Origin of the sequence: Pseudomonas pharyngis (assembly GCF_021602345.1) — a bacterium.
In the GTDB taxonomy this organism is placed as follows: Bacteria; Pseudomonadota; Gammaproteobacteria; order Pseudomonadales; family Pseudomonadaceae; genus Aquipseudomonas; species Aquipseudomonas pharyngis.
This window is the reverse complement of record NZ_BQID01000002.1, coordinates 654766-672476: the sequence shown is the minus strand read 5'-3', so window position 1 is coordinate 672476 and position 17711 is coordinate 654766. Positions and strand designations below refer to the sequence as shown.

Here is a 17711-nt window from a genome sequence, read left to right as displayed (position 1 = left end):
ACCAAAGGAGCTCTTTAAAAAACGATTACTTGCTGGCCACCGTTTCTGGCTGCCAACCGCCACCGAGGGCCTTGTAGATCGCGACGATGCCGCGATACAGATCCACTTCGGCCTGAGCCTGGCTATCCTCGGCGTTCAAGCGTTCACGCTGGGCGTCGAGCAGCACCAGGAAATCGGTGGTGCCTTCGCGGTAGCGGATTTCAGCCAGATCGGCAGCCTTGCGGCTCGATTCGCTCTGACGGATCAGTGAGATCAGACGCTGCTGACGCTTGCCGTAATCACTGAAGGCGTTTTCCGACTCTTCCAGCGCCAGCAATACTTGCTGCTCGTAAGTCGCCAGTGCGCCTTCGGCATCGGCATCGGCGCCGCGCAAACGGGCTCGCACGCTGCCAAGGTCGAACGCTGCCCAGGTGATGCTCGGGCCCAGTGCCCAGGCGTTGGCCGCCGAGGAACCGATCTGCGAACCACGCCCGGCCGTCCAGCCGAGGAAACCGCTGAGACTGACCCGTGGGAACAGGTCGGCCTTGGCTACACCGATACGCGCCGTGGCCGAAGCCAGTCTGCGCTCGGCGCTGAGGATGTCCGGACGACGCTGCAGCAGTTCGCCCGGATCACCGATCGGCAAGGCCTTGGCAATCGCCGGCAGGTCTTTCGGACTCAGGTCGACGGTCAGCTTGTCCGGACGTTCACCCAGCAGGGTGGCGATGCGGTTTTTCTGCCGGGCCTGTTCTGCCTGCAGCTGCGGCACGCTGGCTTCGACCGATGCCAGACGTGCATCGGCACGTTCGACATCGAGCTGATCGCCAACGCCGGCGTCACGCAGGCTGATGGTGATCTTGCGCGATTCCTGCTGGTTGTTCAGGTTGGCCAGCGCGATCTTTTCCCGCAGTTGAGCACCGCGCAGTTGACCGTAAGCGTCCACCAGTTCGGCAATCATGGTGACTTGCAGTTGATACAGATCGGCTTCGGCCGCTTGCTGATCGGCGTCGCTGGCTTCCAGATTGCGCTGGATACGTCCGAACAGGTCCAGTTCCCAAGCCATGTCCAGGCCCAGGTCATAGCGTTCACTATTGACCCGATTGGTGGTCTGGCCCGGAATCTGACCTTTGGCCAGATCGCTGCTGGCGCGGCTGGTGATGGTCGGCATCGCATCGTTGCTGGCGTCGTCGCGGATCGCCCGGGCGGCTTTCCAGCGGGCGAATGCCACGCGCAGTTCACGGTTGCCTTGCAGCGATTGAGTCACCAACTGGTTAAGGGTCGGATCGTCGAACTGCTGCCACCAGATGCCTTCGAATTTCGAACGGTCGAAGTTCTTCTGGCCGGCGGCGCCGTCGGTGGCGGACGTAATGTTCGCCGCCTCCGTCGTCGGGGTCTTGTAGTCAGGGCCGACGGCGCAGGCACTCAGGGCCAGCACCAGCAGGCTCGGCAGGAAGACTTTCAGACTCATTGGTGCGCCTCCAGTGGCTTTTGAAGATTTTGCGCCTTGGCCGCTTTGCGAGCTTCGCTGCGCTCCACGAAGTTGCGGATCAGCACATAGAACACGGGGGTCAGCAGCAGACCGAAGAAGGTCACACCGAGCATCCCGGAGAACACCGCCACACCCATGGCATGACGCATCTCGGCACCGGCACCGCTGGAGAAAACCAGTGGCACCACACCCATGATGAACGCGAACGAGGTCATCAGGATCGGCCGCAGACGCAGACGGCAGGCTTCCAGTACGGCGGCCAGCGGATCGAGGCCTTCTTCCTGCTTATCCTTGGCGAACTCGACGATCAGAATCGCGTTCTTGCACGCCAGGCCCACCAGTACGATCAGGCCGATCTGGGTGAAGATGTTGTTGTCGCCGCCAGAGATGATCACACCGGTGATGGCCGACAGCAGGGTCATCGGTACGATCAGGATCACCGCCAGTGGCAGGCTCCAGCTTTCGTATTGAGCCGCGAGCACCAGGAACGCCAGCAATACGCAGAGCGGGAACACGAACAGCGCTGTGTTACCGGACAGAATCTGCTGGTAGGTCAGGTCGGTCCACTCGTAGGTCATGCCGTTCGGAAGTTCATCCTTGAGCAGTTTCTCGATGGCTTTTTCGGCCTGGCCGGAGCTGTAGCCCGGGGCTGCTGCACCGTTGATTTCAGCGGTGATGAAGCCGTTGTAGTGCATCACACGATCCGGGCCCGAGGTGTCGCTGACCTTGATGAAGGTCGCCAGCGGGATCATCTCGCCCTTGTTGTTGCGTACTTTCAGTTGGCCGATCTGATCGGACTCGAGGCGGAACTGCTGCTCGGCCTGAACGTTGACCTGATAGGTACGACCGAAGCGGTTGAAGTCGTTGGCATACAGCGAACCCAGGTAGATCTGCAGGGTGTCGAAGATGTCGCTGACGGCCACGCCGTGGGTCTTGGCTTTTTCCCGGTCGATGGCGGCATCGACCTGCGGCACGTTCACGGTGTAGCTGGTGAACAGGTTGGCCAGTTCCGGAACGTTATGGCTCTTGGCAATAATGTTCATGGTTTCCTTGTACAGCTCTTCGTAGCCCAGGTTGCCCCGGTCTTCGATTTGCAGGCGGAAACCACCGATGGTGCCCAGCCCCTGTACCGGCGGCGGCGGGAAGATCGCCATGTAGGCTTCCTGAATTCCCGCGTACTGGCCGTTCAAGGCACCGGCAATCGCACCGGCGGACATGCTCGGGTCTTTACGCTCGTCGAACGGTTTCAGGGTCACGAACACGATGCCGGCGTTCGGGCTGTTGGTGAAGCCGTTGATCGACAGACCCGGGAACGCTACGGCGCTTTCCACGCCTGGCTGTTTCAGTGCCAGGTCGGACATGCGCTTGATGACGTCTTCGGTGCGATCCAGGCTCGCGGCGTCCGGCAGTTGCGCGAAGGCCACCAGATATTGCTTGTCCTGGCCGGGTACGAAGCCGGTCGGGGTGCTGGAGAAACCGAAGAAGGTCAGCACCATCAAGCCTGCGTACAGGAAGAGGGCGATGCCGCTGCCACGGATGACCCGGCGCACGGTACCGACGTAACCGTGACTGGCGCGGTCGAAGAAACGGTTGAACGGACGGAACAGCCAGCCACCGAAGATCTTGTCCAGCACTCGCGAGAACCGATCTTTCGGCGCGTCGTGGCCCTTGAGCAAGACGGCGGCCAGTGCTGGCGACAGGGTCAGCGAGTTGAACGCCGAGATCACCGTAGAGATCGCGATAGTCAAAGCAAACTGCTTGTAGAACTGACCGGTCAGGCCCGAGATGAACGCGGCGGGTACGAACACCGCACACAGCACGAGCGCTGTCGCAATGATCGGGCCGGTCACTTCACCCATGGCCTTTTTGGTCGCATCGAAGGGGTTGAGCCCCAGTTCAATGTTCCGCTCGACGTTCTCCACCACCACGATGGCGTCGTCCACCACGATACCGATCGCCAGTACCAGGCCGAACAGCGACAGCGCGTTGAGCGAGAAGCCGAACAGGTGCATCACCGCAAACGTACCGATCAACGATACCGGCACCGCCACCAGCGGAATGATCGAGGCGCGCCAGGTCTGCAGGAACAGGATCACCACCAGAACCACGAGAATCAGTGCTTCGAAGAGGGTGTGAACCACCGCCTCGATGGAGCCGCGCACAAAGATCGTCGGGTCATAGACGATGCTGTAGTCCATGCCTTGCGGGAAGCTTTTCTTCAGCTCTTCCATCTTGCCGCGAACTTCGTTCGAGATTTCGATGGCGTTGGAGCCCGGGCGCTGGAAGATCGGGATCGCTACGGCTGGCTGGTTGTTCAGCAACGAACGCAGGGCGTACTGACTGGAGCCCAGTTCGACGCGGGCGATGTCCTTCAGGCGAGTGATTTCACCGTTGTCGCCGGCGCGAATGACGATGTTCTCGAACTCTTCCTCGGAGACCAGACGGCCTTGAGTGTTGATCGACAGCTGGAAGCTTTGCGCAGTCGGGGCAGGGGGCGCGCCCAACTGGCCGGCGGCCACCTGACGGTTCTGTTCGCGAATGGCGGTCACCACATCAGTCGCGGTCAGATTGCGCGAAGCGGTCTTGTTCGGATCGAGCCATACCCGCAGCGAGTAGTCGCCCATACCGAACAGCTGCACGTCACCGACACCACCGAGGCGAGCGAGCTCATCCTTGATGTTGAGGATCGCGTAGTTGGACAGGTACAGCATGTCGTAGCGTTTGTCCGGCGAGGTCAAGTGCACAACCATGGTCAGGTCGGGCGAAGCCTTGTCGACGGTGATACCGATGCGCGTCACTTCTTCCGGAAGCTTCGGCTCGGTCCGGGTCACGCGGTTCTGCACCTGCACCTGCGCGTTGTCCAGGTCAGTACCCAGGGCGAAGGTGATGGTCAGGGTGATCTTGCCGTCAGCGGTGGATTGCGAGGACATGTACAGCATGTTCTCGACGCCGGTGATGGCTTGCTCCAGTGGAGCCGCCACGGTTTCACCGATGACTTTTGGGTTGGCGCCCGGGAAGTTGGCACGCACCACCACGGTCGGTGGCACGACTTCCGGGTATTCGCTGATCGGCAACTGGAACAGCGAAATCGCACCGGCGATCAGGATCAACAGCGACAGCACCGCTGCGAAGATCGGCCGTGAAATGAAGAATTGGGAAAAATTCATCGGAGTTGTCGTCCCTTAACCGCGTGGGGTCGCAGCAGCCAGTTTTACAACCGAACCCGGCGCGCCTTTGGCAGGTGCGACTTTGGGCAGGTTGCTGGCTTCCAGCGCTTGTCGTTGTTGAGCGAGAGCGGCAATGGTTTGCTCGCTGGCCATCGGGATCACTTCAGGCGTAACCGGGGAGCCAGGGCGAACCCGTTGCAGACCCTTGACGATGATCGTGTCGTCCTTGTTCAGGCCGCTGCGCACGATACGCAGGCCTTCGATCTTCGGGCCGAGTTCAACGGCGCGGTAGACGGTCTTGTTGTCGCCATCCATCACCAGCACGAACTTCTTGCCGAGGTCGGTACCGACCGCTTCATCGTTGATCAACATGGCGTTGTAGGTGCCGCTGCCGACCAGTTTCAGACGTGCATACAGGCCTGGGGTGTAAGTGCCGTCGCTGTTGTCGAACACGGCGCGACCACGGATGGTGCCGGTTTTCGGGTTGACCTGGTTGTCGACGAAGTTCATTTGGCCCAGGTGCGGGTTGCCGTCTTCATTGGACAGGCCCATGTACACCGGGGTAGTGGCGCCGCGCTGACCCTGACGGGCGAGCTGGGTGTATTTGAGGAACACACGCTCGTCGGCGTCGAAGTAGGCGTAGACCTTGTCGGTGGACACAACGCTGGTCAGCGGGGTGGTGTCGGCGGTCACCAGGTTACCGGCGGTAATCTCGGCACGGCTGACGCGGCCACTGATTGGCGCAGTGACGCGGGTGAAGCTCAGGTTCAGCTTGGCCAGGTCCAGTTGCGCTTGCAGCGCGCCAACAGCCGCACGGGCTTCTTGTGCAGCGCTGGTACGCGAGTCGGCCAGTTCGGCGGAGATGGCGTTGCTGGCGCGCAGGCGTTCGCCACGGCCGGCTTCGTTTTCACTGCGAGTGGCATTGGCGCGGGCCTGGGCAACCAGCGCTTCGAGGCGGCGGACCTCGGCCTGGAACGGACGCGGGTCGATCTGGAACAGCAGGTCGCCTTTCTTGACCAGAGCACCTTCGGTGAAGGCGACTTCGTCGATCTGGCCGGAGACCCGCGGACGGATTTCAACGGTTTCCGGCGCTTCGAGGCGCCCGGTGAATTCGTCCCACTCGTTGACCGGTTGTTCCAGCACCTTGGCCACGCTGACCTTGGCAGCAGGCATGGTGGCGGCGGTTTCCGGAGTCTTGCCGCAGGCGCTCATCACCAGCACGGCCAACAGAGCCAACGGGAAGCGCAAATGTTTGAGTGATTGTTCCATGGATGCATCCGCCAATGTATTGAAGATGGGCGGATGATGCTCGGCGGGTCGATAGCAAAACGAATCGAATGACACGAAGGTAACTATCATTCGGAATGATATAAGCCCGAGAGAAGCCCTCTAGCATGCGCCTTTCGTTAGGGGGCTATCAATTGGCCTGATGACAATTCTGTGTTGCGCGATCGGCAACTGTCGCAGGCGAAATTGCTGGGTGAGGATTATGCGGCGATTAAATGCTGCGCTGAAGTTACCGAGCCTCGACATCCTTGCGGAGCATATGGCGCTTTTTTACAAAGACCTCGCCTGGCTGCTGGATCAATACGCCAACATCAAGAGTCCGGTTACCCGGAACAGGCAACCCACAACATTTCGCTCTAACATGACCTGATACTCATACCCCGATGTTTTGCCAATCCCGGACCCTTTGTTTATGAGAGATCTGCCCCCGACCGCAACCTTGCGGGCTTTCGAAGTATCCACCCGGCACCCGACTTTCACCGCCGCCGCGCAGGAACTGCATGTAACCCAGAGCGCGGTCAGCCATCAGCTTCGGCATCTGGAAGAGCTTTGGGGCTTGCAGCTGTTTGAACGGGGCAAGTCGTTACGCCTTACGCCTGCGGGCGCTACCCTGGCGCCGATTGTGCGTGAGTTCTTCATGAGCCTTGAGGCAACGCTGGCCGACTTGCGTGAGCAAAAGGGCAGGGTCCGGCTCAGCGTCAGCACGACCTATTCCTTTGCGTTGAAATGGTTGTTGCCACGCTTGCCGAGCCTGGCCCGCCAGCACCCGGAACTGTTGGTGTCGCTGGACACCACGGACAAGGTCATCCATTTCGCCAGCAGCGAAGCCGATGTCGCGATCCGCTTGGGCAAGGGCAACTATCCCGGTCTGTATTCACAGTTTTTGTTCGGTGAGCAGGTTTTCCCGGTGGCCAGTCCCGAACTGCTGCAACGCGTCGGAATGCCGAGCAGTCCCGCCGATTTGTTGCAGTTGCCGCTGCTGGCACGTGACGGCGCTGAACTGGCACCGAAATGGGAAGCGTGGTTCCAGTCCGTCGGGCTGGCATTTTTGCCGCTGCGGGAAAGCGTCAGGTTTGGCGATACCAATATGACGGTCGAGGCGGCTTTGCTCGGCCATGGAATTGCTCTTGTGCGCAGCGGGCATGTCGAGAAGGAAATCGGCGATGGCCGGCTGGTGCGGCTGTTCGATGTGCCGTTTCAGTCACCGCTCGCTTATTACTTCGTTTGCCCCAAGGGCGTTGAGACGCAGCCGCACATTGAGAGTTTTCGCGAGTGGTTGCTCGGTGAGGCGCTCAAAGTGCGAGGCGGGCAGGTTTGAGGCATGAAGAATCGCTCATGGTGCAATGAGGAGCCTTTTCTGTAATCCGGCCGTTCGGGCTGCCTAAAATGGCCAATGCCTACTCATCTCGTCCTACTTGTCCTGTTCGCCGCGCTGCTGCACGCCGGCTGGAATGCATTGCTGCGCGGCGGTGCCGATCGGCTCTGGTCGATGACGGTGATGTGCGTTGCAATCGCCATAGTCTGTGCAGTTGCCGCGATGTTCATGGTGGCGCCTGCGCCTCAGAGCTGGGGGTATGCGCTGCTGTCGGCATTGCTGCACGTTGGCTACAACCTGTTTCTGGTGCGCAGTTACCGGGTCGGCGATCTGGGACAGATTTATCCGATTTCGCGCGGTTCATCACCCGCGTTGATTACGCTCGGCGCCGCGTTGTTTGCCGGCGAAACCATCACCCCGGGCGAAATGCTCGGCATTGCGCTGGTGTCAGGCGGCATCATTTCGCTGGCTTTCCGGGGACGCAGCCTGTCGGTGCCCAGCCTGCCTTACGCATTGGGAACCGGTTGCTTTATCGCGGCTTATAGCGTGGTCGACGGCATTGGCGCGCGGCTGTCCGGTGCGCCGCTGGCCTACACGGTGTGGATGAGTGCCTTGTGGGGCGTGCTGATGCCGGTGGTCTACGTCGTTCTGCGCGATGCCCGCAGCCTGTTTTCGATTCGGCCCGGAATGTTCGCTGCGGCAATGGGCGGGCTGGTTTCTCTGCTTGCCTACGCAATCGTTATCTACGCGATGAACGAAGCCCCGCTGGGCGCGGTGTCAGCCCTGCGTGAAACCAGCGTGCTGTTCGCGGCGCTGCTTGGCTACCTGTTCCTCGGTGAAACCCTTACCGCCCGCCGGATGCTGGCCTGTGTGGTGATCGCCAGCGGCGCGATCATCATCGGCTGACTCGGCATCATCTGCTAAGGAGTAGTTTCATGGTTAACGTCTCGCAGGCTCCGTTGATTCTGATTACCGGTGGCAGTCGTGGAGTAGGCGCCGCCACCGCCCGACTCGCTGCTGCCCAAGGCTACGATGTTGCGATCAGTTACGTTGCCAATGAGTCCGCCGCGCTGGCGGTGGCGACGGATATCGAAGCGATGGGGCGCAAGGCGTTGGCGATGCGCGCCGACAGTGCCGACCCTGAGCAGGTCGCGGGGCTTTTCACAGCGATCGACCACACGTTCGGGCGCATCGATGTCCTGGTCAATAACGCTGGCGTGCTGGCGCAACAGTCACGCCTGGAAGACCTGGGCTTCGCGCGCATGCAACGCATCTTTGCGGTCAATGCTCTCGGGCCGATACTGTGCGCCCAACAGGCCGTGAAGCGCATGTCCCTGCGGCACGGCGGTGCGGGCGGCGTGGTGATCAATGTGTCGTCGGCCTCGGCACGTCTGGGCAGTCCGAATGAATATGTCGACTACGCAGCATCGAAAGGCGCGCTGGAAACGTTCACCATCGGGTTCGCCAAAGAGGTGGCCCGTGAGGGCATTCGCGTCAACTGTATCCGCCCGGGGCACATCTATACCGACATGCACGCCAGCGGCGGCGAGCCGGGGCGGGTCGATCGGGTCAAGGACTCGATCCCGATGGGGCGAGGCGGGCAGCCGGAGGAAGTGGCGCGGGCCATTTTGTGGCTGGCTGGTGCAGAAGCATCATTTGTTACCGGTACATTCCTCGACGTAACGGGTGGTAAATGAGTCAGAGGCACGGATCGTCGACTCCTTGCGCTCGACTTCAAGTAAGTGCGGGCCGCCTCACCTTGCGACTCAAGCCCGGTGTCCTGCCCGTAATGCGCTTGAATGCACGACTGAAAGCAGCCTGGGACGTATAACCCAAACGCTGCGCCACCTCTTCGATCGGCAGCCTCTCGAGCGTCAGCCACTGGCTTGCAAGCCGCATTCGCAGTTCGGTCACGTAGCGCAGCGGAGTCATGCCAATCGTGACCTGGAAGCGCTCCGCGAATACCGATCGCGAGATATTGCTGTGCTCTGCCAACTGCGCAACGGTCCAGTCGCGGCCCGGTTGTTGATGGAGCGCAAGCAGTGCACCGGCCAGGCGTGGATCGCGCAAGGCGGCGATCAGCCCCGAAGCATTGCCGCAGGCGCACTCCACCCAGCCGCGAACAACCATGGCGGCCACCACGTCGGCCAACCGCGCGAGGATGCCGGCAAAGCCCACGCGGGCGGCGCTGACCTCGCGCTCCATGGTGGTCAGGATCGGTACCAGCCCGGGATAACGCTGGCCACCGGCATCAATCAGCATCAGGCCCGGCATCAGCCGGCCAAGGCCATGGATACTTCCCAGCTCAAACTCCATGCAACCGCTGAACAAAAGAGTGCTCGGCGTTGGGCTGGCATCGGCTCCGGTATCCACCGCGCTGACGGTGTCACCCAAGGTTTCGCCGTCTAGACCGTCGATGTCTTGAACAGGCGCGTCCGGATGGGAAAACAGTTGATGAGCCGCGCCGTGAGAGATGAACACGGCGTTGCCGGCAGACAGCGCGTACCTGTTGCCGTCCTCCATTCGCAATTGCGCATTGCCGATGGCCATGAAGTGGAACCAGGCGTGCCCAGGTTTTTCCGCGAAGCTCAATCCGAACGTTGGACCCGCCTGGATACGCCGGTATTCAACGCCTCGCAGGCGCATGCCACGCAACAGCTCGTTGATGAGGTCCGAGGAAAGAGCAAACTGGTCTGCAGACATCGTTCAGGGGTTCTGATCAAAAAGTAGAGACTTTGGATCATAGATCATCCAGTTTTCAGCGCCTAGACTCGGCTCGCAATGAACATTGGGAGATCCGTGCGATGAATGACTGTGTATGTAACGCCGCATCCGACCGCCATTGCGGCGTCGGTGCGGATGTAGAGCCTGCGACGCCCGCGTGGATGGCCGTCTTCTCATTGGCAATGGGTGTGTTCGGGTTACTCACCGCTGAGTACCTTCCCGCAAGTTTGTTGACGCTGATGGCTACCGAACTGGGAGTGTCCGAAGCGCTGGCTGGCCAGGCGGTGACGGTAACAGCCGTGGTGGCGCTGTTCGCTGGCTTGTTGGTGCCAGGTCTGACCCGCAGCATCGACCGACGTTGGGTGTTGTTGGGCTTTTCCACGTTGATGGTCGCCTCGAATCTGTTGGTCGCCGTTTCTTCCAGCTTCGTGGTGCTGTTGTTGATGCGCATCTTGCTGGGTATTGCCCTTGGCGGGTTCTGGAGCATGGCGGCAGCGGTAGCGATGCGCCTGGTGCCGAATGCTCTGTTGCCTCGGGCGTTGTCGATCATTTTCAGCGGCATAGCCATAGGGACGGTCGTGGCAGTACCGCTGGGCAGTTATCTGGGCGGATTATATGGCTGGCGCAGCGCGTTCTTTGCAGCGGCGGCGGTAGGCATGGTGACCCTGGCTTTCCAGTCTCTCACTCTGCCGCGCCTCGCGCCGCGCCGGCCGGCAAGACTGCGCACCGTTCTGGAGGTATTGCTGCGCCCGGGCATCGCCATGGGCATGTTCGGTTGTGTACTGGTGCACAGCGGGCACTTTGCGATGTTCACTTATGTTCGGCCATTCCTTGAAGGGACTACCGGCATCGGCCCGCAAGGGTTGTCGCTGATGCTGCTGGGGTTCGGTGTGGCGAACTTCGTCGGCACGTTGTTAGCCGGGAGGCTGCTGGAGCGCTACCCGCTGGCCACTCTGGTGTTGATGCCTGCGCTGGTCGGCGTCGCAGCATTGGCGTTGGTGCTGTTGCCGGCGTCGGTGCCGGGGCAGGCGGTATTGCTGGCGATCTGGGGTCTGGCCTTTGGTGGTGTGCCGGTGGCGTGGTCGAACTGGGTCGCCAATGCGGTACCTGATCAGGCGGAAAGCGCCGGAGGCATGGTGGTGGCCTCTGTGCAGTCCGCTATCGCAACAGGCGCGGCCGCTGGCGGTGCGGTATTCAGCCTCGGTGGCAGCGCAAGCGTATTCGTCGCAGCGGCCGCGCTGATGCTACTGGCCGCGTTGCTGATTGCGCTGCGGGTCCGCGTCCCTTCTGGCCATGACGTTCGCCAGGCCAAACCCGCGTTGCACCTTTGATCCGGTTTGCCAAACCGTTTCGAACGCGTTCGTAATCAGGAGATACAACAGAATACGATGTCTCACGGAGCGATTTATGGAATCTTGATACCCAACGCATTCAACGATGGCGTATCCATCCGGCCATTCACGGTCAGCCCACTGTCCATCTGAAAGGCCATCAACGCACCACGTGTCGCCTTGCCCATCACCCCATCAATGGTGCCTTGGTAATACTGGCGCACCATCAGCGCGGTCTGCACACGGGTGACCAGGTTGCTTTTCTGCTCATTGGTCGCGCGGCTCTTTGAAGTGCTCGAACTTGTCCCGCTGGTAGTGCCAGACGACTGATAAAGGCTGTTGCTGCTTGACGTGCTGCTCGAAGCACTCGGCGCGCTGTAGCTTCGGGTACTGGTAGCGGGTGGGCTGTAGTAGCGAGGTGCGCTATAGCCACTCGAGCCGCTGTAGTGAGAACTGTGCGAACTGTGGGATCGGTGCGAACTGTGCGAGCGATGTGCCGCATAGATGTTGACGGTGTCTGGCGCATTGAGCGTATCGGCAAATACCGGGGGCTGTAGCTTGTCTTTGGGTTGCCAGTTCGCATCGGCGAGCGACAGATGGCCCGCCTGTGCCAGGGTGGTACCTGCCATTGGCAGCAAGCTGATCCCACTGATCAGGACTTTCCAGCGGTCGAGCAATTTCACTGTGCACTCCTTGCATAGGCGCTAAAGGCCTCGGTCGATAGTAGTTGGACGCCGCGGCTCTGCCAGCGGTCGGTGTGGGATCTGAAGAAGCCAGAGCAATGTTTGACGGCAGCGCATTGCTGGCAGGTATCGATGAACAGGTTCTTCCAGTCCGAGATGCTTTGGCGGGCGAAACGCGAGAGGTGGGCCGGGATCAGGCACAGGGGCAAGTTGTAGATCGAAACCGGCACTCCGCGGTTGAACAGGAAATACACGGCCTGGCTCAACGACTCTTGATAGTCCAGCGGGTCAACCCATAGTTCTTCGTAGTTCTTCCTGGCCAGGCCGGTACTTTCGATACCCATCAGCGCAACATGCCGCACGAAGGGCAGGTTCCTGAACACGTAGTGGGCGAGTTCGGGCAAGCGTGGCGTGGTCAGGCGATTGAGCACCACGCGTATCTCGATGATCTGGTTTGCGCGCGCCAGGTTGTAAAGACCTTGCAGGGTTTCGCTGAACGCGCCTGGAGCCTGCACCACATGGTCATGGTCTTCGGCATTGTCGGCATACAGCGGGATGCCCCAGCTCAACTGAGGGTGGCCGATGGCAGAGAGCGCTGCGATCCAGCTCGGGTCTTGGAACAGACGCCCGTTGCTGAGCACATGAATGGGTTTCTGCGGCAAAACGGCTTTGCACTTGGCCAGGATTTCGAGCAGGCCGTCGCGATAAAGCGTTGGTTCTCCGCCGCTGATTCCCAGATTTTCCTCGCCCGGGTCCATCAGGTCGATCAGCCGTAGGTTCTCCTCGATGTGCCAACGGTCATCGATATCTTTGGGCGGCTGCGAGCACATCAGACAGAGGCTATTGCAACGATCGGTCATGAACAGCAGGTTGCTGTCTGAGCCTCGTCGATAGAGCACTCGCACCATCGCGTTGCCTGGTGTGATGGCAATGACATCGCCGGGCTGCACGACATCCGCATCTTTAGGGGTGTGCAGGTGTGGCCGCGCGCTGTCGAAGTCGCCAATCAATGGCTCCGGGATCAGGAATCCACCCACTGGTAATGAGAGCAGATGCGGGTTCCGTAGCCGTTCTTCGTTTGGCAGCCAAAGCAGCAGGTCACCGAACTCAGCGCTTCCGGCACAAACAGCCAGGCCTTGTTCGATGAACTCATCCAGAGTGATGACCTTGAGCAGTTTCGGCTCATTCAGGTGATGGATTTCGAAGTGGGTATCTTTGCGCAGCATCGCCATCAGCCCCTGTAACCCGGGAACCGGACATCGTTGTAAGAGCGCCTGTTCAACCAAGACAGCAACACTCTCTGCACGTTGTCGTCGCCATCGCAAAGCAGGCCGAAAAGATGCTTCAGCAGCCCCATGTTCTTCTTGCAGAAGCTGCTGAACACTCGGTGTCCGATCGGGTCAGCTTGGCGGGCATAGTGTTCGACGGGATCAGCACCACAGTACGGGACAAGTGCGCAATCGGAGCAGCCCGGCAGCGCCTCTGCTACACCACTGGCGAGCAACGCATTCATAACGGGCGATGCGAGTAATTCAGACAAGGGTTGCTGCACGGTGCCGAGCCTCAAGCCGTCTTCACCCATCTCCAGCAACATTCGGGCTTCGTCCGAGGGATAGACGTAACCATCATAGTTGTAGACCAGCGCCGCAGTGCCTGCGCCAGTGGGGGAGCGCAGGTCTACATAGCCGGAGGAGAAGGGTGTCAGGATATTCTTCAGCAACAAGCTCGTATAACTCTCTGAGAGGTATACGCCCTGTTGGTTGATATGCAGCAAATAGGCCAGCGCCTTCTTGTAGAAGGCCAGGTATCGCTCAATAGGGTAATCAAGTCGATGGGCACTCTTGGTGGCAAACCCATAAGGGCTCAGAGGCCGAAGCGAGATGCTGGAGAAGCCCTGGCTTACATACTCATCGATGATCGCTTCAGGTTGTTCGAGGCTTCTTGAAGTCAGCGTGGTCAGCGCGGAAACTGCATCATGGCCAAGGCGCTCACGGACCCACTGGATGCCTTTTACAGTGCGTTCGTAGGAGTCTCGTGACGGGGTAGGGCGGTTGGCATTGTGCAAGGGCGCCGGCCCATCGAGCGAGGTCGAAAACTGGATGCGATTTTGTTCTGCGAAATCGAGTATTTCCTCCGTCAGGTGGTGCAGCGTGGTGGTGATGACGAACTGGATATCCCGTTGTTCGACCACGTTCCGTTCAACGACCCATTCGACAATCTGGCGGACGCGCTCGAAGGCCAGAAGCGGCTCGCCACCCTGAAACTCCACAGTCAGGGCGGGAGCGTTCGATTCGAACAGGCGATCGACCGCCGCCAGTGCATCCGCTTCCGACAGGTCGTGGCCGGATCCTCCCAGAGGGGCCCGCGACACCTGGCAGTACTGGCAGGTGTGGTTGCAGCGCAATGTAACCACGAACAAGTGCAGTGCAGGGCCCTGGAAGATGAAGTCCTTGCGGCTGCGATACTGCGCGGCCATTTCCGGGAACGGGTCGTGGCGGCCTGGTTCGTAGATGAAGTGGCGGGCCAGCAGGTCCTTGTAAAAAGGCGTACTTGCTTGAACGTCGAAGTAACTGAGGGCTCGTAATTGCGCGTCGTTCACGTGCATGTACTCACCGGTATCGGAGGTGAGTAGGATGTCACGGTCATGTCCCGTGTTCATGCGCATGAAACGAAAAGGCAGCAAGCGGTAGTGCTTGGCGTCTGTCGCAATCAGTGTCACTGCGAAACCCCACATCCAGCGAGCGCGGCTCGGGCCAGGACTTCGCGCAGCCCTGCTGTTTCGCGGTTGATATGGTCGCGGAGGGCGAAGTCGTTCAGATGCTGAAGGATCAGCGAGTGAGCCTGCTCCGGGGAAAGCGTTAGCCTTGCTTCAGCGGGGTGGGCCGTGAGGCTTATCTGATTGGCTTCAATACCGACCTGGATCGTGACAGTGTCGGCCAGGGAATAAGCGGCGCGTTGCACCACGCTGAGCGGGTAGGCTGCGTTGTCGAGTTTCAGCGTGACTGGCCATGTCATCGGAACCGGTCCTTCAAATCCGTTGGGAACGTGTGGATATTGTCGGTTTCCGAGGCATTGTGCCACCATAATTTTTTACATTTGCACGCATTTGTCCAGCGTGGTGGGTGGTGCGCTAACTACGGCTCGGAATGATACGGGGTAGGGTCGAGGGTTCATATCTCCCTCAGTCAACCCATCCTCATCTATAGCCTGCTTGGCCTTCAGGCTGGGGGCATCCTTTTCAACCCATCCAAAGCATGTCCTCAGATATGCCCCCAATGTAGCAATCCATTGGAAGTGAATGGAGCTCCATGGTTTGTGGAAAGGCAGAAATGATCAGCCGAACAGCCTATCAGGCGGCGCCTAAAGACTATCCGGATCCCCAAAAAACATTTTGACATGGCTCTAGGACGGTTATTTCAGATCGAAAAAAAAGAGTTGTGCCCCCATTTGTGCCCCCACTTGCATCGGCTGTGCTAGCGATCGTGAATGGCGATTCCTGATAAACACCAGTGTGGCTTTGGCTAGCTTTCAGTGTACGCCCTGAAGTCAGTATTTAATGTTCTTGTGACAGTCCTCATCCTGCTTCGGCGTTGCGTTGCAGTATTTTTATGCTGCAATGCGTCGGCAGCAGCCCGGCGAGTTCACAGGAGACCTATTCGCTCAGACTCAGCCCGGACGTAACGGTAACGCGATACGGACGATGGATGCCATCAACGCACGCTGTGGGAGAGGCACGGTGCGCTCTGGAATCGTACCTGCCGAGCCTGGTCGTGGAATGAGCCGTGAGTTGATGAGCAGGAATTTCACCTTGCACCTGGATCAACTGTGGAGCGTCAATTGAAGGTGACGGCGTCTCGGACTTCCTTATACTACTCAGCCCCAAGGCTGCCATGGCGACTCGTGGGCGGCCGTTCAAAAGGCGTTACACAAGGACATTGAAATGCACGAGGAAGCCGCCGAAGTAAAAGCAAAACTGCTCGTAGAAATAGAGAAGGATCGTAGCTCTATCAACGAGCAGATTGGACGGATAAAGGCCGAGCTCGACGCTCCGGCTGTTCCTGAGGACGACGATAGTCGTACTCAAGAGCAGCGATATCGCAAACGTGCGTTGGAGTACTTTCTCCAGAAGAACGAGGCTGCGGCGGCCGAAATTGACGAGTACATCAAGGTTCAACTCGAGAACGCTTCGCTCAGTCTCGCGATTCAATGGAGACCTGAGGGAGAGAAGATGTTTGGCCTCGGGTCACTCATGGGCTTGAGGCCGCCGAGTCTCGATGATGCCCTCACCTATAGCTATCGGTTCCGTAATCGGAAAACCCGAAACTTCGATCCCGATCTCCTGGAGGAAATGGATTTTCGCTTCCTGTCGCTACCTGTACCTACGTACTACGAAAACATCGACCAAATCCGGGCGTACTACAAGGACCGGGAGGTGAGCGATGACTACTACCAGGTAGCCGATTGGTACATCGAGGACAGCATCATTCCGAGGTTCTTGGAGGCTGGCCGTAACGACATTCATGTTGCTGGCAAGGGCGATCTCGTAGAGCACATCGTCGAGCGCTTCAAGGAACGTGATTACATTTCGTTGTCGTTCATCCTGCCGCCGTTTATCGAGGGGACCATTCACGGCATCTGCCAGACGCTTGGCTTGAAGGAGTCGATGAGTGAGAGAGCTGCTCTCAATCAACTGCTCAAGACGATTCAGAAGCACACCGATCTAATCGGCATGGAGTACCTCCTCTTCATCATGCCAATTCGTCGCAATCGCATTGCCCATGGTCGGGATCTGTACGCCAGCTATCGGGAGGTCGCAGTGAGCTTCATGCTTGATCTTGACCTGCTTCTGGTGCTTGCCAAGCGAAGTGATCTTCCGCTGAATGGTCTTCTGGATGTGTTGCGGCAGCCGACAATAAAGAAGGTCAAAAAGATCTTCACCATGGGAATCGAACAGCATCACGCCCGGCTCGAGTCCGAATGCAGGGCGTTGGGCCAGTGGATCAACACGGATGAGTTCTGGAGCCAACTGGATAAGCAACTCACACAAACGGATGTCGAGTCCAAGGAAACCCAGCGCTTTGTGAGCAAGCTCGAATATCATTCGGTTTTGTTTGGCGATGATGATGTCGCTTCGCAGATCAAGGCGCGTGGTAAGGAGTTTCTGCGTACCTTGCCCGCTGCACGCCAGCGTCTGCTGGAAGATTCAGAAAAGAGAGCGCGCATGCTCGAGTCGCTCAAAGCCAGGCTTGATCGTCACGATTGAACCTCGCCCTCATTGCGCTTTGGTTTTCTCGATCTCTTGCAGGCGGTCACGCACGGTATTGCCTTCGTAGGCTCCTCGAGCGCCCGCCGCACGAGCACCGTGGCGCTGGAAGATCATCTTCGGTGAGTTGGAGGTGCGTGTCTCACTCGTCAGTCGTGGAGATGGGGCAGGCTTTCTCCGTTCGCAATCCAGTACTTTTGAGATGTTTGAGCATGCATTTGAGGCGGTGCTATGGGCGGAGTCAAGAGAATGATGGAAGAGGACATGGAGCGAGGTTTCTCGCGAGTCGAGGACAGTTTTGTGTGCTTACGCTGCGTCGAAGATGACGGCCTCAAAGCTTTCATCAAGGATAATTCGGTGAGAGGGACCTGCAGCTATTGCAATGGAAACCGACGCGTCGCTGACATGAATGACGTGATTGAGCTATCGCGAATGACGTTTTCTGACGGAGACCAGGGTGGATTGGGGGGGCA

General features: G+C 59.2%; 14 protein-coding genes. 6 read left to right on the top strand and 8 right to left on the bottom strand.

The genetic code is table 11. The features are described from left to right. Window positions 1-25: 25 nt before the first annotated feature. Genes L6D74_RS06595 through mexE form a run of 3 tightly spaced genes read right to left on the bottom strand, consistent with a single transcriptional unit; the run spans window position 26 to window position 5904 of the window. A complete protein-coding gene (locus L6D74_RS06595) occupies window positions 26-1447 on the bottom strand; it encodes an efflux transporter outer membrane subunit (protein ID WP_039768284.1) in 1422 nt (473 codons plus the stop codon). Beyond that, a complete protein-coding gene (locus L6D74_RS06590) occupies window positions 1444-4635 on the bottom strand; it encodes an efflux RND transporter permease subunit (RefSeq protein ID WP_064596472.1) in 3192 nt (1063 codons plus the stop codon). Before L6D74_RS06590 ends, L6D74_RS06595 begins: the two co-directional genes overlap by 4 nt. A 15-nt stretch (window positions 4636-4650) precedes the next feature. After that, window positions 4651-5904 (bottom strand): multidrug efflux RND transporter periplasmic adaptor subunit MexE, encoded by a 1254-nt coding sequence (gene mexE, locus L6D74_RS06585; protein ID WP_064596473.1) that lies wholly within the window; start codon window positions 5902-5904, stop codon window positions 4651-4653. A 430-nt stretch (window positions 5905-6334) separates the two neighbouring features. On the opposite strand from mexE, the gene gcvA reads away from it, so the two are divergent. The 3 genes from gcvA to L6D74_RS06570 all read left to right on the top strand — a co-directional run bounded on the left by gcvA (window position 6335) and on the right by L6D74_RS06570 (window position 8934). Then, complete coding sequence (gcvA, locus tag L6D74_RS06580; protein ID WP_236188332.1) at window positions 6335-7240, top strand: transcriptional regulator GcvA; 906 nt, start codon at window positions 6335-6337, stop codon at window positions 7238-7240. Between the two features lie 75 nt (window positions 7241-7315). Continuing rightward, a complete protein-coding gene (locus L6D74_RS06575) occupies window positions 7316-8143 on the top strand; it encodes an EamA family transporter (RefSeq protein ID WP_236188331.1) in 828 nt (275 codons plus the stop codon). 29 nt (window positions 8144-8172) lie between these two features. Next, complete coding sequence (locus L6D74_RS06570) at window positions 8173-8934, top strand: SDR family oxidoreductase (RefSeq protein WP_236188330.1); 762 nt, start codon at window positions 8173-8175, stop codon at window positions 8932-8934. Window positions 8935-8971: 37 nt separating this feature from the next. Here L6D74_RS06570 and L6D74_RS06565 read toward each other — a convergent pair whose 3' ends face one another. Further along, entirely contained in the window at window positions 8972-9940 is a 969-nt protein-coding gene (locus tag L6D74_RS06565) for an AraC family transcriptional regulator (RefSeq protein WP_236188329.1), read from the bottom strand. A gap of 101 nt (window positions 9941-10041) precedes the next feature. Here L6D74_RS06565 and L6D74_RS06560 point away from each other — a divergent pair, with 101 nt between their 5' ends. Continuing rightward, window positions 10042-11292 (top strand): MFS transporter, encoded by a 1251-nt coding sequence (locus L6D74_RS06560; protein WP_236188328.1) that lies wholly within the window; start codon window positions 10042-10044, stop codon window positions 11290-11292. 74 nt (window positions 11293-11366) lie between these two features. Here L6D74_RS06560 and hxsA read toward each other — a convergent pair whose 3' ends face one another. From hxsA to hxsD, 4 genes are read right to left on the bottom strand one after another with little or no spacing between them, the layout of a single operon-like run. Beyond that, complete coding sequence (gene hxsA, locus L6D74_RS06555; protein ID WP_221397309.1) at window positions 11367-11975, bottom strand: His-Xaa-Ser repeat protein HxsA; 609 nt, start codon at window positions 11973-11975, stop codon at window positions 11367-11369. Next, a complete protein-coding gene (gene hxsC, locus L6D74_RS06550) occupies window positions 11972-13207 on the bottom strand; it encodes a His-Xaa-Ser system radical SAM maturase HxsC (RefSeq protein ID WP_236188327.1) in 1236 nt (411 codons plus the stop codon). The genes hxsA and hxsC overlap by 4 nt, the downstream gene beginning before the upstream one ends. After that, a complete protein-coding gene (hxsB, locus tag L6D74_RS06545) occupies window positions 13207-14694 on the bottom strand; it encodes a His-Xaa-Ser system radical SAM maturase HxsB (protein WP_236188325.1) in 1488 nt (495 codons plus the stop codon). Before hxsB ends, hxsC begins: the two co-directional genes overlap by 1 nt. Next, the gene (gene hxsD, locus L6D74_RS06540; protein ID WP_221397312.1) at window positions 14691-14990 is read right to left on the bottom strand and encodes a His-Xaa-Ser system protein HxsD; all 300 of its coding nucleotides are present in this window, start codon (window positions 14988-14990) and stop codon (window positions 14691-14693) included. The genes hxsB and hxsD overlap by 4 nt, the downstream gene beginning before the upstream one ends. A 601-nt stretch (window positions 14991-15591) precedes the next feature. Here hxsD and L6D74_RS30030 point away from each other — a divergent pair. Both L6D74_RS30030 and L6D74_RS06530 read left to right on the top strand, forming a co-directional pair. Then, the gene (locus tag L6D74_RS30030) at window positions 15592-15816 is read left to right on the top strand and encodes a DUF4113 domain-containing protein (RefSeq protein ID WP_309295708.1); all 225 of its coding nucleotides are present in this window, start codon (window positions 15592-15594) and stop codon (window positions 15814-15816) included. Between the two features lie 99 nt (window positions 15817-15915). After that, a complete protein-coding gene (locus tag L6D74_RS06530; protein ID WP_096134201.1) occupies window positions 15916-17238 on the top strand; it encodes a hypothetical protein in 1323 nt (440 codons plus the stop codon). The last annotated feature ends 473 nt before the right edge of the window (window positions 17239-17711 follow it).